The sequence below is a fragment of the Acidiferrobacteraceae bacterium genome (assembly GCA_037388825.1).
Classification (GTDB): Bacteria; Pseudomonadota; Gammaproteobacteria; order Acidiferrobacterales; family JAJDNE01; genus JARRJV01.
In genome coordinates this window covers 1-12911 of sequence record JARRJV010000096.1, presented here as the reverse complement: position 1 = coordinate 12911, position 12911 = coordinate 1, and the positions used below count along the sequence as shown (strand labels likewise).

Sequence of the window (12911 nt, the reverse complement as noted above, 5' to 3'; positions counted from 1 at the left end):
CGACGGACAACAGCATGCCGATCGATGCCATCATGCGTCTGATCGACGAGCTTCGTTACAAGCCGGGTGGAATCATTATCCACGACCAGCTGACTCGCGTCATCGGCGACTGGTTCGTGGCCCGCGATGGCGTCGACAAAGCCTACTCGACGCTGATGAATTTCTTTCTTGCAAGTGTCCCCAAAGATCCCAGCAGTGATGAGATTGCCCGCATCGCGGCACGTCTGATCGATGCCCGTCAGCAACTGGGCGGATCGCGCTCGCCCATCCAGGTGACGGCGGAGTACACGGTCCCGGCGTCGAGTCCCGAGACTACGGAGCCGGAAACGGACTCGACCACCACTCGTGAAGATCCCGACGCCCTGAATCGCCTGCGTGAGGCGATGGCGGAGTATCGCACCGAGCGTCGGGTACGGGAACGCCGCTCGGTTCCGCCCCCGGCCCCGGAAGAAACGGAGCCGGCCGGCGAGCCCGTCGGTCCAGGCGTGGACGAGCCCCAGGTCTCCGCTGCCACGGAGCCGGCAGCGCCGCCGGGCCAGGAAGGGCCATCGGTCGAGCGACGGGTGAATTCCGCCTACCGCCTGCACCTGGACCGCAAGCACGGCGAGATTGAAAAGCTTCAGGAGACCCTGGCGCTCAAGGCCCAGGAGGCCATCGCCCAGAATCGTGAATTCGGCGCCTTGCTGGAGATTGAGCGCTCGGCCCTGCAGCAGGCAAGCAGTGTGGACGAGATTGAGGACCTGAAGCACATCCTTATCGGTGGGACCGATGAATTGATCGCCGGCCAGCGCGCGCTTGCGGACAAATTGCAGAGTTCCTACGACTACCTGCAGCTCATCCGCTCGGACAGCCAGCGCATGCACGAGGAGTTGAACAAGGTCCGCTTGCTGAGTCTTACGGATGAATTCACCGGACTGCCGAATCGACGTGCCTTCATGCGCAGGCTGGAAGATGAGATCGGTCGGGCGCAGAGGTACTCGGCGCCTCTTGCCATGGCGCTGATCGATCTGGACAAATTCAAGGCGGTCAACGACCGCTACGGCCACCAGGCCGGCGATGCTGTGCTTTCCTGGTATGCAACTCGCGCGCTTCCCATTTTTCGCCATCACGACATGGTGGCAAGGTACGGCGGAGAGGAGTTCGCGGTTCTGTTTCCCAGCACCAATACCGGCGGCGCGCGCAGAGCACTGGAGAAGGTGCGTGCCCGCGTCGAGGGCGCCCATTGCGATTGCGATGGCAACCGGATTTCCGTGCCGACATTTTCCGCGGGCCTGGCCATGTATCGCGAGGGTGAGCTTCCGGAATCGTTGATCAGCCGCGCCGACAAGGCGCTATACCGTGCCAAGAATCTCGGGCGTGATCGTGTGGAAATCGAAGCCGCGCCGGAGCCAAAGGAAGGCGGAGACGAAGAACCGGAGCACCCGGAAAAAAACGGTTTCTAGGCGGCCGAAGACTTGCTATCTGCCGAAAGTGACCCGAGCCAGAAGGACAGATCCCGTTCCAGAAATTCCTCCACGGGCATGTAGTGCGATCCGTCGCACGAGAAGGTCAGCCCGAGCATTCCATTCATGATATTGATTGAGGCCGAGCGCAGGTAGATCGTCTCGTCAGCGAAGCGCAGTGCCTTGAACTCTTGCAGAACCTGATGCAGCTGGGCCGGCGAGGTCTTGGCCCTCTCGGGATACGGGTGCATGGGATAGGCCAGGCAGACGTCCTGATCGGTGATGTCGCTGACACTGTGGATCCGGTAGTCATATGGATCGTCCAGCAGCCAGATCGAGATACGGCCGCTGGAATAGTGGATCTTGGCGTGAAACACGCCGTGTTCGACCATCAGGGTCTCGATCTGGTCGTTCAGTTCGTCAATGTGGTCATCCAGCAGGCTCTGCACGCGCTGTTGCATGAAGACCGTACCGCGTACCGCCGGATCTCCGCGAAACTGTTGCCAGTGGAGTTCCTGGGTAATCAGCTTCGAATCGGCCAGCAGATCGGCCAGAGCGAAATCGGCGGCAATGAACCCGAGGAGTTGGTCTTCGCGCGACACCGCCTGCAGCGCCGTGATGCACTGCTTGTCGGTATAGATGCTGTGATACACCGAAGACAACATGATGCCCTTGAATGGCAGATTGTTCTTCAGATACGGTCGGGCCGACAGGTCGCGGCCGCGCCAGTTGGTATCGGCACCACTACGCGTAATCATGGAGGAGATCTCGATGCCATCGACGTCCCAGGCGTACAGGAGGTGGCAGTTCGGGATACCGGGAATCGATCGTAGGAGGATTTCGTCCAGCTTGTCCGCGTAGGGCCATACCGCCGCGCATTCCTGGGCGAGCGTTGCCAGGGGGCCGCTCACCGTGTCGGCAAGAGCGTCCTTCTTGGCAATGATGTTCTGCTGAAGAGATATAGCCATGTTCGTCTGCACCCGGAACTTGGACCGGACTCTTTCGCACTAGTTCCAACCCTAACAAATTCATGTGACTCGCCGATGACCTGCCGTCGGCAGACCGCGCCAGTTTGTCGCCGGATTGGACCGGGTGTCCGTTGACTACCTGCCCCGTATTGGTGCCGCTGCACGGGTACTGGGGGGTTCTGGATTGCCGGCGCCATCCTGGCCCGTGTGGTCCGGCGCATGACGGCAGAGCAATTCTGCAGGGACCAACGTGAACGACCGTACATCCCGGCACAGGAATACCCGGCATCGTTTTCCCTGGCGTGAGGGAAATCATGTCGAGCTGCTTGTCGACGGCGAGACTTTTTTCCCATCCATGCTGGAGGATATCGGTCGGGCGAAACGATATGTCTGGCTGGAGATGTATCTTGTTGAATCCGGTCGCATTGCCGATCGCTTCATCAATGCCATGCTTGAAGCTGTCAAGCGCGGGGTCGAGGTGCGGCTCGTTGTCGATCACTGGGGAAGCTGGTATCTCCATCGACACGATCGGGAAAAGCTCCGCGAAGGCGGGGTTCAGTTGCGCGACTACAATCGTCTGCGCTTCAGGAATCTCTTCTCCAATCTTGCGCGTGATCATCGCAAGCTCCTGGTCGTCGACGGCGTGATCGCCTATGCGGGCGGAGCCGGGATCACGGATCAGTTCGTGGACACTGGCGGACCGAATCGGCCGTGGCGCGAGACCATGGTGCGGATCCAGGGTCCGGTGCTTCAGGACTGGCAGGAGCTGTTCGTGGAGGTCTGGAATCACAGCGGGGTACCGGATCTGAAAGCGCCCCGCTCAAGTACCGCGGCCTGGATCGAGGGAATGCCTGGCCGCGTGACAGTGGCGGGCGGGCGACGCCTGCAGGGCGTCATGAGCTCCCTGATACGCCATGTCCGGACCGCGGAACGCTTTGTCTGGGTCAGCACCGCGTACTTCGTCCCCACCTGGCGCTTTCGTCGCGCACTGCGCGGAGCGGCGCGCCGCGGTGTTGATGTGCGCGTACTGGTCGCCGGTCCTCACTCGGATCACCCGGCGGTCCGATACGCGGGCAGGCGATACTATACCCACCTGCTGCGGGCAGGCGTCCGTATCTTCGAATATCAGCCGCGGTTTCTGCATAGCAAGGCGGCCATTTGTGACGGCTGGTGTTCTGTCGGATCGAGCAACTTCGATCGCTGGGACCTGCGCTGGAATCTGGAAGCGAACCAGGTCGTCGATGATCAGCGTTTCGCCGGGGAGACCATGGACATGTTCGAGCAGGATTTCCGGGATTCAGTCGAAATCACCCTGCAGGAATGGCTCAAGCGGTCGCGTTCCATGAGACGGCGGGAATGGTTCTGGGGCCTGGTGGATGTCTGGCTGCACCGGCTGGGCCGGGGGCGCAGCGGACCGACGGACTAGGGGTTCCGGCGAAACAGGATATAGGTCAGATCATCCGGCTTGTGTGGTCGTTCTCCGGAGGGGTCCGTCATGCGACCCTGGACGACGGCCGCAAGGGCGTTTGCCGCCTTCAGCAGAGGCCCCTTGCGAACCTGCTCGACAATTTCCTCGTTGTACAGATTATCCGCCAGTCCGTCACTGGCCAGGACCACGGTGTCACGCGGGGCGAGTTCGATGGTGGGCCCGATCTCGATCCGCATCTCCGCGGTGCCTACTACATTTGACACGATGTGGCGGTCCTCGTGATGTACGGCCTCCGACTCGTCTATCAGTCCCGCCTCAACGGCGTAGCCGACCGGTGAATGGGCCACCGACTGGAACTTGACCTTTCCCCTTTGCCCGCAGACCAGGATCATGGAATCACCTACGTAATAGGAACGCATGGTGTCGCCCTGAATCTCGGCAACCGCGACGGTTGTGGCGGCACCGAGGGCAAGATCGAGGATGGCCTGATTGGCGGACTCGATGCCACCAAGAATCGCCTCGCGCAGGCGTTCTGCGGGCACCGATTCGACTGCTTCTCTCAGCATCTGAACCGCCAGTCGCGACGCCTCCTTGCCCCCACGTCCGCCGCCGAGACCGTCCGCCACCACCAGTACCGCCGCATCATCGCCACAGGGAATCAGGACCAGCGCATCTTCGTTCGGACTCTCCTTGTCCGGCGCGCAGTGACTGTAGATCGCACAGGTTCCCACGGCGAGCCGCTGCAGTTCAGCCTGCTCGTGCTCGGCTTCGGTCACCATCAGGGATGTTGCCAGGGGTTTTGCTTCTACGCGCCCCATTTCATGGTTTCCAGGTAGATGCGCAACTGCGATGCCCGTCGAAACTTTTGCAGGATCAGGGTTCGCTTCAGACCGCAGACGATGGCCTTCACCTCGGGCGGCTGTTTGGCGTAGTGCTTCTGGCCGCCAAGCGCCTCGTAGAAGATGTGGATCATGTTGATCACGTCATCGCGAATGTTCTCGCGACGAGGTGCTTGCCACTGATAGAAATCCAGCAGTCGGAGGTCGAAGCCCAGGCCGAAGCGCTGGACGATGATATTGTCCGTATGCAGGTCACCGTGATACTCGCCGAGCTGATGGACGCACTCGATGCCGCTTGCCAGTGCATGCAGCAGGTGGATGGCCTGAAAGGGGGCGAGGCGTTTGCCCGGTTGCCGGGCAAGGAACTGACTGAGCAGTTCGCCTTCTACGTACTCGGACACAAGAAATGTAACGGGAACGCCCCGGTAGGTAATCCGGTCCTGGCTGTAGTACTGGATGACCATTGGACAGTGCCGCAGCTTGTGCAGCTTCTTGGCATAGAACTTCGCTGCCTTGTCCCTGGGATTCCGCTGTGGGAAAAAGAATTTTGCTGTTCGTTCGATGCCGGTAGCGACCTCGCGGATCAGGTAGACCTCGCCCTCCCATCCGGCTCCCAGTCGCGAAATCACTTCATAGCGACCCGCGAGGATGCGTCCCGGATAGAAATAGAACTCCGTAATCTGCTGGGCCTTTGTTGTCTGCTTCTTTTTCGCCATTGTCGCCCGCGCCACGAATGAACCTGCTTGATCGAGGATATGCGCTTGTATCGTGAGAATATTGTGCCATCGGCGGGACGCCGCGCCTACAAGGAAAACCGCAGGATTCGGTGCGTGATCCGACCCGGAATCGGCCTCTTGTCGTTGATCCCTGCCGCCCGGGCACCTAGAATCGCCTTTTGTACCGATGAAGCATACGGGAGAGAGAGTTTATGGCCGCGACTGTCGATGAATTGACGGTAGACTACGAAGAAGACGGGCAGTTGCTGTCCAAGCAACTGGACAAGATCGTACTCAGCAAGGGTGCATGGTCGACGATCCTGTATCGATATCAGGATTGGGACCGGCAGAAAGAAGCCTACGGGCCGGACAAATACAGTATCCGGCGCTACCAGAAGCGCAACGGCCAGTACCAGCAGAAATCGAAGTTCAACATCTCCAGTGCCGATCAGGCGCGCAAGCTCATCGCTGGCCTGGAGGCCTGGTTGCCGCCCGTGGTAGAAGACGAGGGCAAGAAGGACTAGGGCCAGGATCGCGGCGAATGGACTTCATTGGCCCCTTCCGGATCGGCATCATGGCCGACGCCAGTCAATCCGGCCATGAGCTGCATATCGACTTTACGGAAGAATTTCGGGGTCTGGATCTTGCGGAACGAACTGCGGAATTCGAGCGCTATATGGATACCCTGCGCAGGGAGGCAGTGGAACAGCCCGAGGGCTCACGCGAGCGGCAGGGGATGATTACGGTCCTGCAAATTGCGGAACAGCTGGCGCCGCACATCGCTGCCGATGAGATTGTCCTGAGTGAGACCATCGTGGTCGAAATCGAGGCGGGCAATCCCCTCGAAGGACTGTTTCCCTCAGGCGATACCCGGCACTAGGAGACAGCAGGATCTATCGACGATCTATAGCGGATCGTAGTCGATCGTTATTTCCTCACCCTCGCGAATCCTGCGCAAGGCATAGAGATCAAAACCGTCGAACTCGGCATTGGGCTTGTCGCTGTGATTCAGGTATCGCAGCTTGTTCAGGCCGCGCCGGCCGACCACATCATCGGTCTCTTCGTCATAGACCCACAGTACATGGGACCCGTTCTTTTTCGCTTTCGGCCCCAGATACGTACCGATGTATGTCTCGCTGGAAATCGGTTCTTTTGCAAAAAGGCCTTTGCCGTGTATCGGCGAAGGCGCGACGAAAGTCATTCGGTTCGTCGGCACGTTACCTACCCCCCCAATCAAATACTGTTCGGTCGTTTCTTGAAAAACGATCGAGGCTACAGGCAGGGATTATATGTGGCTGCAGTATTGAATGAAAACCGCCAGATTTTGTATGCGGTCATAAAATGATCCTTCGTAGACTTCCTCGCCCGGGCCAATGAACAGCCGTCCGCGGTCCTGCAGATTAAACAGGGAGTAGCCGAGGGCCTTGCCCGCGCCGTTGGCGATCAACACGCCATTGATGCGCCGACCATATTCGCCTTTCTTCATCGGACCGTAGTGGTCGAAGACGTTGTAAATCAGGCCGGTACCCTGGGTCGCCGTGAGAAACTCGGTGCGCAATCCAATCAGCCCGCGGGACGGAATAATATAGTCCAGTCGCACCCGTCCCTTGCCGTCCGGAACCATGTTCTTGAGTTCACCGCCACGCAGACCGAGTTTTTCCATGGCAGAGCCCTGGTGCTGTTCCTCCACGTCCACGGTCAGCTGCTCGTAGGGCTCCTGGCGGATCCCGTCCACTTCCCTGAGAATCACCTCCGGGCGCGACACGCCGAGTTCATAGCCCTCGCGCCGCATGTTCTCGATCAGGACGGACAGATGCAGCTCGCCACGCCCGGAAACACGCAGGCGGTCGGGGTCATCGGTGTCTTCCACGCGCAGGGCGACGTTGTGCACCAGTTCGCGCTCAAGCCGCTCGCGGATCTGGCGGCTGGTAACGTACTTTCCTTCGCGTCCCGCGAACGGAGAGGTATTCACCTGGAACGTCATGCTCACCGTAGGCTCGTCCACCGTCAGTGGTGGCAGGGCCTCGACCTTGGCCGGATCGCACAGGGTGTCGGAAATGTTCAGGGTTTCCAGGCCGGTGAAGGCGATGATATCGCCGGCCTCGGCCTCGGCGATTTCCAGTCGTTCAAGCCCCATGAGCTGGTAGATCTGCAGTCGTCTTGCCGTGACTATCGATCACGGTGACCGGCGTATTGCTTGTCACCCGCCCGCGAGTGATGCGGCCGATGCCGATGATCCCGACATAGCTGCTGTAGTCCAGGCTGGAGACCTGCAGCTGCAGCGGACCGTCCAGATCCACTGCCGGCGGCGGAACGTACTTCACCACCGCCTCGAACAGCGGCGTCATGTCTCCCTCGCGCGCGTTTTCGTCTTCGGAGGCATATCCGTTCAGGGCCGAGGCGTAGATCACCGGAAAGTCGAGTTGTTCGTCATCGGCACCCAGGCGATCAAACAGGTCGAAGGTCTGGTCCAGCACCCAGCCGGGACGGGCCCCGGGCCGGTCAATCTTGTTGATGACGACGATGGGTTTCAGTCCCCGCTCCAGGGCCTTTTGCGTGACGAATCGGGTCTGGGGCATGGGGCCGTCGACGGCATCCACGAGCAGCAGGACCGAGTCCACCATGCTGAGTACGCGTTCCACCTCGCCGCCAAAGTCGGCATGCCCCGGCGTGTCGACAATGTTGATGCGGTAGCCGTTCCACTGAATTGCCGTGTTCTTGGCGAGGATGGTGATGCCGCGTTCGCGTTCCAGATCATTGGAGTCCATGACCCGTTCGGGCACGGCGGCACGCGCCTCCAGCGTACCGGACTGGCGCAGTAACTGGTCCACGAGGGTGGTCTTGCCATGGTCGACGTGGGCGATGATGGCGATATTGCGGAGATTCTCGATCACTTGGGTTGGGTCCCGGAAAACAGCCGCGCATTGTACTCCAGCCGTGGCGCGGGTAAAGCCGTATTGGGCAGGAACGACGTTGGTCCGCGCGGCGGTTTTTCCGGGTGTATGCGCGGCCCTTGACCGGTACTTTGCCGAAAGAAGACGTGTTTCTCGGGGTTTGGCGTTTCCCCGCGGGATTTTGCCGTATTGCGGCGGGTGTCCCCCTATGTTTGTATTGACTCGCTGCGAACCTGGAATTGCAGGAATTCAAACAGGACCCTGGCCCGGCAGGTCGCCCGGCGGCCGGTAATCATAATAACGTGCACAATACACACGGAGAATCCAGCAAATGAAGAGACTACTGATCCTAGGTAGCGCGCTGCTACTGGCGCAGACGATTTTCAGCAGTTCTGCCGCCGCAGCCGGCAAACCGGTGGTGGCGGTTGCAGAATTTCACAACAGTGCTCGTTCCGTCTATTGGTGGAACAGCAATGTCGGCTGGGATCTTTCGGACATGCTGACCAGTGAACTGGCGAATACCGGCAAGTTCCGCGTTGTTGAGCGGGCGAAATTGCAGCACGTGCTCCGGGAGCAGGACCTGGGGGCATCCGGAAGAGTTGCCAAGAGTTCGGCGGCCCGCGTCGGGAAACTGACCGGCGCCAGGTACCTCGTTATGGGATCGGTGGCGACGTACAGGGAGAATGCCAGCGGCTCCAAGGGCGGCGTTTCCTTCGGCGGCGTCCACGTCGGGGGCAGCAAGCAGCAGGCATACATTTCCGTGGATCTGCGGGTAGTCGACTCCACCACCGGAGAAATCCTGTATTCGCGCACCGTCGAGGCCAGGGCAAAAGGCAAGAGTTCGAATGTTGGCTTGAATCGCGGCGGACTCCGGCTCAATCAGAGTAGTCATAAGAAGACTCCGGCCGGCAAGGTGATCCGCGCCGTTATTATGGAGGCATCGGATTACCTGACCTGCGCTATGGTCGACAAGGGTGGTTGCATGAAGGAGTTCGACCGCAAGGAGCGCAAACGCCGTGCGAAAGACAAGAAGGCGATCCATCTGGATTAACGTTGATTGCAGGCCCGCGGGGTTCCGCCCGGAACCCGGTGGGCCGGATTGCCGTCCCGGCATTCGACAGCATCCCAGGAATACACCCACGCATGTATATTTTCAGGGCTCCGCTTCCCTTACGGGGTTGCGGTGGAAATTTCCCTGACTCCAACACACAATCCGTCCATGGATGACACGGATTACACGGTGCGTTTCAGTCGCAGGGCCCGGCGCATCTCTCTTCGCGTGCTACCCCACGGCGCGGTGGAGGTTGTTGTGCCCGAAGGCTGTGACGAGCAAACCGTTCCGTATTTTGTTGCCCGCCACCGGGAGTGGATTTCCCGTACACGCGATCGTTTCAAGGGGGCCTCGCGGGTCGCGCCGGAACAGAATGGCCCGCGCCCCGCGCGGATCCGGCTCGCGGCTGTCAACGAGGACTGGCGGGTGGTCTACGATCCGGCAGCCGGACGTCTTGGTACGCACAGCGGGGCAGGGTATCTGCGCCTGCCCGATGTCGGAGACAAGGCCACTGCTGTCCTGCTTCGACGGTGGATGCGAGGTCGCGCCACGGAGCATTTCCATCCCTGGCTGCGCGAGATGGCCGTTGAGCATGGTTTTTCCGTGAACAAGGTATACACCCGAATTCAGCGCAGTCGTTGGGGAAGTTGCTCAGCCCGCAACAACATCAGTGTCAATGCCAACCTCCTGTTCCTGCGCCCCGCCGTGGTTCGGTATCTGTTCGTGCACGAGCTCTGTCACACGGTGCATCTCAACCACTCGCCCGAGTACTGGCGTCTGGTAGCGGAACTGGAGCCGCAGTGGAAGTCACTCGACCGCGAGTTGAGCGAGGGGTATCGAAGTATTCCCTCGTGGGCGCTGCCCTTCGGGTGATCGCGGTAGGGCCGCCTGAGCGGGCCACCGCCGGACCATTGACCCGCGTCACGGTTTCCCTATGGTGCACACATGCAGCCAATGAAGAAGAATGTCCTGCTTCTGGCGGCGTGCCAGGCCCTGATGATGACCGCCAATTCCCTGTTGGTCACAACAACGGCGCTGGTCGGATACCGGCTTGCAGCGGACAAGGCGCTGGCGACCTTGCCCATGGCAATGCAGATGCTCGCTACCATGATGACGACGATTCCCGCCTCCCTGTTGATGAAACGCATAGGCCGGCGCAGCGGTTTCCTCGTGGGCGCCATCATTGGTTTGTTCGGCGCCGTGCTCGCCACCGTTGCGGTGCTCGACCATCAGTTTCTGCTCTATATCACTGGAGCGGCGTTGATCGGTTCATTCAACGGATTCGGGAACTACTACCGATTTGCCGCGGCAGACACCGCGACGGACGACTGGCGCAGTCGCGCAGTTTCATTCGTAATGGCCGGAGGAGTCATCGCGGCCCTGGCCGGACCGAATCTGGCGCGCTACACGGCGCACCTGATTCCCGAGGCAGTGTATGCGGGTAGCATAGGCAGCACGATCGTGCTCTACCTTGCCTCGCTCTTTCTTCTGAGCCTGGTCCGCATACCCCCTGAACCGGGCGAAGTTCACGGGACCATGCGCCGCCTGGGCGAGATTGCGCGCCAACCCTTGTATCTCGCTGCGCTGGTCGGTGGGGCAGCCGGCTACGGCGCGATGGTGTTGATTATGACCGCGACACCTCTGGCCATGCACAGGTATGCATACAGTTTTTCCGATACGGCCTTTGTCATTCAGTGGCACGTGCTCGGGATGTTTGCGCCTTCGTTCGTCACCGGTTACCTGATCGCCAGATTCGGAGCGCTCAATATCATCATGACCGGCGCGCTGCTGATCCTGGCGTGCGTAGCAGCCAATCTGACGGGAACGGCCATGGCGCATTTCTGGGTGGCGCTGTTGTTGCTTGGGACGGGCTGGAATTTCATGTTTATCGGTGCGACTACCTTGTTGACCGTAACCTATGCGCCCGCGGAAAAAGCGAAGTCACAGGCCTTGAATGACTTTACCGTCTTCACGATCGTGACGTTGGCATCCCTCTCTTCGGGTGCCCTATTACAGTTTGTGGGCTGGCGCATGGTCAACCTTGCTGTAATTCCATTGATGCTTCTGGCCCTGGTGGTGACTGCCTGGCAGCGACTGAAGTCTTCTCCGACCTCCATACGTGGATTTTGAAAATTCCGGAAGGTGCACGAGGGGTATGGATTTGTTTCTGTACGGAGCTTTCGCCGGGTGGAATTGGTATTTTTCACAAACCGGTTGTTGAGCGGTAGAACCGGACCGATACGCGCGCAGACCGCCCGACGGTGCTTTATTCTTCGAATAGCTGCCGTTACACTTTGGTTAGTCGAAGAGTGATCAAACTTCGATGCAAACGGAGTTGCCATGCCGCCGAAATCCAGAAACTATTTGCCCGGAATTCCCGCATACGTGGTGCTGCGTAACTGTGGAAGCGATTGCTTTCGCACGGAAGAGGATTGCCAGTTCTATCTGGATGTACTGTGGCAGGGTTGTCAGAAATTCGATGTCCAGCTGCATGCGTATTGCCTGCTACCCGACCGGGTGCATCTCCTCCTCACGCAGGAGCAGGAACGCCAGGGGATCGATGATGTTCTGCATTATCTTGATGCCCACTATGCCGCGCATTTGACGTCAAGCGGCTATACGGAATCCCTCTGGGAAGGTGGCCATCAGGTCAGCCTCATCGATGCCGACACGTATCTCCTGAGTTGCTATTTGCACATTGAACTGGCCCCGGTTGAGGCCCGGCTCGCGGAACACCCGCAAGACTATCGCTGGTCCAGTTTCACCACTCATGCTTTCGGCGTCCGGAACTCGCGCATTCTGGATCACTATCTCTATCACGCGCTGGGCAACACACCCGAACAGCGCCGGGATGCCTACGCCGGGTTGGCGGGCAAGCCCATCGCCCGGGAAGACCTGCAAAAAATCCACGAATCGCTGGTGTTCGGTCAGCCTTTGGGAAGCGCGCGGTTTCGTGCGCAAATCAAGAAGGCGCAGGAAAAGCGTATGGGCCAGAATTTCGGGCCTCACGGCATTCGGGATTCTGGCGATCCGAGTTTCGTGCGCAACTGACGAGATCGCGTCGCGGAGCGCTTCGGCGCAACTCCTCTGGTTCGGTTCCCGGACATAAAAAAAGCGCCCATCGTTTCCGATGGGCGCTTTTGGGTTCGACCTTACCCCACTACCACATCAACCAGGCCTGGAGCAGGGTCGTGTTGTTGTTGGAGTCGTTGTTGTCGATCGCGTACTGGGCGGTGAACTTGGTGTTCTGCCACGGCAGGTAGCTGTACTGCACCGTGGTGGAAGAGCCCTTGTCCACTCCGCTATTCGAGGCATAGCCAAGGCTGGCCGTCGCGTGATAGCCCCAGTGGAAGATGCCGTCGACGCGCAGGGCATTGAGCGTACCCGAGCCACCGGATAGCGCCAGGTTCTGGTCTTCGGTGGTGTAGCTTGCATGCACGCTGATGGAGTTGCTACCCATCTTGTGCTGCCATTGCGTATCCACCGCCGCATCCGTGTACTTGTCGAGCACTCCCGGTGCACCTGCGGTGTCGTACACAGAAGCCTGCATCCCGTAGGCGCCGACCATCAGC

General features: G+C 59.8%; 13 protein-coding genes and 1 pseudogene. 8 read left to right on the top strand and 6 right to left on the bottom strand.

Annotated elements, in window-relative coordinates; all coding sequences use genetic code 11:
* The coding region (locus P8X48_12325) for a diguanylate cyclase (protein MEJ2108091.1) at positions 1 to 1442 on the top strand (1442 nt) is incomplete at its 5' end.
* On the opposite strand, the gene P8X48_12320 is transcribed toward P8X48_12325, so the two are convergent.
* Entirely contained in the window at positions 1439 to 2410 is a 972-nt protein-coding gene (locus P8X48_12320; GenBank protein MEJ2108090.1) for a hypothetical protein, read from the bottom strand. The genes P8X48_12325 and P8X48_12320 overlap by 4 nt on opposite strands.
* 250 nt (positions 2411 to 2660) lie before the next feature.
* On the opposite strand from P8X48_12320, the gene P8X48_12315 reads away from it, so the two are divergent.
* The gene (locus P8X48_12315; protein ID MEJ2108089.1) at positions 2661 to 3836 is read left to right on the top strand and encodes a phospholipase D-like domain-containing protein; all 1176 of its coding nucleotides are present in this window, start codon (positions 2661 to 2663) and stop codon (positions 3834 to 3836) included.
* Here P8X48_12315 and P8X48_12310 read toward each other — a convergent pair.
* Together P8X48_12310 and P8X48_12305 are read right to left on the bottom strand one after the other, a co-directional pair.
* Positions 3833 to 4657 (bottom strand): protein phosphatase 2C domain-containing protein, encoded by an 825-nt coding sequence (locus tag P8X48_12310; GenBank protein ID MEJ2108088.1) that lies wholly within the window; start codon positions 4655 to 4657, stop codon positions 3833 to 3835. The two genes, P8X48_12315 and P8X48_12310, sit on opposite strands and share 4 nt — an antisense overlap.
* A complete protein-coding gene (locus P8X48_12305) occupies positions 4645 to 5409 on the bottom strand; it encodes a protein kinase (GenBank protein MEJ2108087.1) in 765 nt (254 codons plus the stop codon). The genes P8X48_12310 and P8X48_12305 overlap by 13 nt, the downstream gene beginning before the upstream one ends.
* A gap of 197 nt (positions 5410 to 5606) precedes the next feature.
* Here P8X48_12305 and P8X48_12300 point away from each other — a divergent pair, with 197 nt between their 5' ends.
* Together P8X48_12300 and P8X48_12295 are read left to right on the top strand one after the other, a co-directional pair.
* Positions 5607 to 5918, top strand: coding sequence for a hypothetical protein (locus P8X48_12300; protein MEJ2108086.1), 312 nt, complete (start codon positions 5607 to 5609; stop codon positions 5916 to 5918).
* A 17-nt stretch (positions 5919 to 5935) separates the two neighbouring features.
* Complete coding sequence (locus P8X48_12295) at positions 5936 to 6274, top strand: hypothetical protein (protein MEJ2108085.1); 339 nt, start codon at positions 5936 to 5938, stop codon at positions 6272 to 6274.
* A 24-nt stretch (positions 6275 to 6298) separates the two neighbouring features.
* On the opposite strand, the gene P8X48_12290 is transcribed toward P8X48_12295, so the two are convergent.
* Together P8X48_12290 and typA are read right to left on the bottom strand one after the other, a co-directional pair.
* Positions 6299 to 6595, bottom strand: coding sequence for an SET domain-containing protein (locus tag P8X48_12290; GenBank protein ID MEJ2108084.1), 297 nt, complete (start codon positions 6593 to 6595; stop codon positions 6299 to 6301).
* A gap of 144 nt (positions 6596 to 6739) precedes the next feature.
* Positions 6740 to 8288, bottom strand: a pseudogene (typA, locus tag P8X48_12285) (translational GTPase TypA).
* Positions 8289 to 8619: 331 nt separating this feature from the next.
* Between typA and P8X48_12280 the strand changes: the two are divergent.
* The 4 genes from P8X48_12280 to P8X48_12265 all read left to right on the top strand — a co-directional run bounded on the left by P8X48_12280 (position 8620) and on the right by P8X48_12265 (position 12390).
* The gene (locus P8X48_12280) at positions 8620 to 9339 is read left to right on the top strand and encodes a CsgG/HfaB family protein (protein MEJ2108083.1); all 720 of its coding nucleotides are present in this window, start codon (positions 8620 to 8622) and stop codon (positions 9337 to 9339) included.
* Between the two features lie 168 nt (positions 9340 to 9507).
* A complete protein-coding gene (locus tag P8X48_12275) occupies positions 9508 to 10212 on the top strand; it encodes a SprT family zinc-dependent metalloprotease (protein ID MEJ2108082.1) in 705 nt (234 codons plus the stop codon).
* Positions 10213 to 10293: 81 nt separating this feature from the next.
* Positions 10294 to 11469: an MFS transporter gene (locus tag P8X48_12270; GenBank protein MEJ2108081.1), complete on the top strand. Its 1176-nt coding sequence runs from the start codon at positions 10294 to 10296 to the stop codon at positions 11467 to 11469.
* Positions 11470 to 11679: 210 nt separating this feature from the next.
* Complete coding sequence (locus P8X48_12265) at positions 11680 to 12390, top strand: transposase (protein MEJ2108080.1); 711 nt, start codon at positions 11680 to 11682, stop codon at positions 12388 to 12390.
* A 109-nt stretch (positions 12391 to 12499) separates the two neighbouring features.
* On the opposite strand, the gene P8X48_12260 is transcribed toward P8X48_12265, so the two are convergent.
* Positions 12500 to 12911, bottom strand: a 412-nt coding sequence (locus P8X48_12260) for a hypothetical protein (GenBank protein ID MEJ2108079.1), incomplete at its 5' end; no start/stop codon positions are given.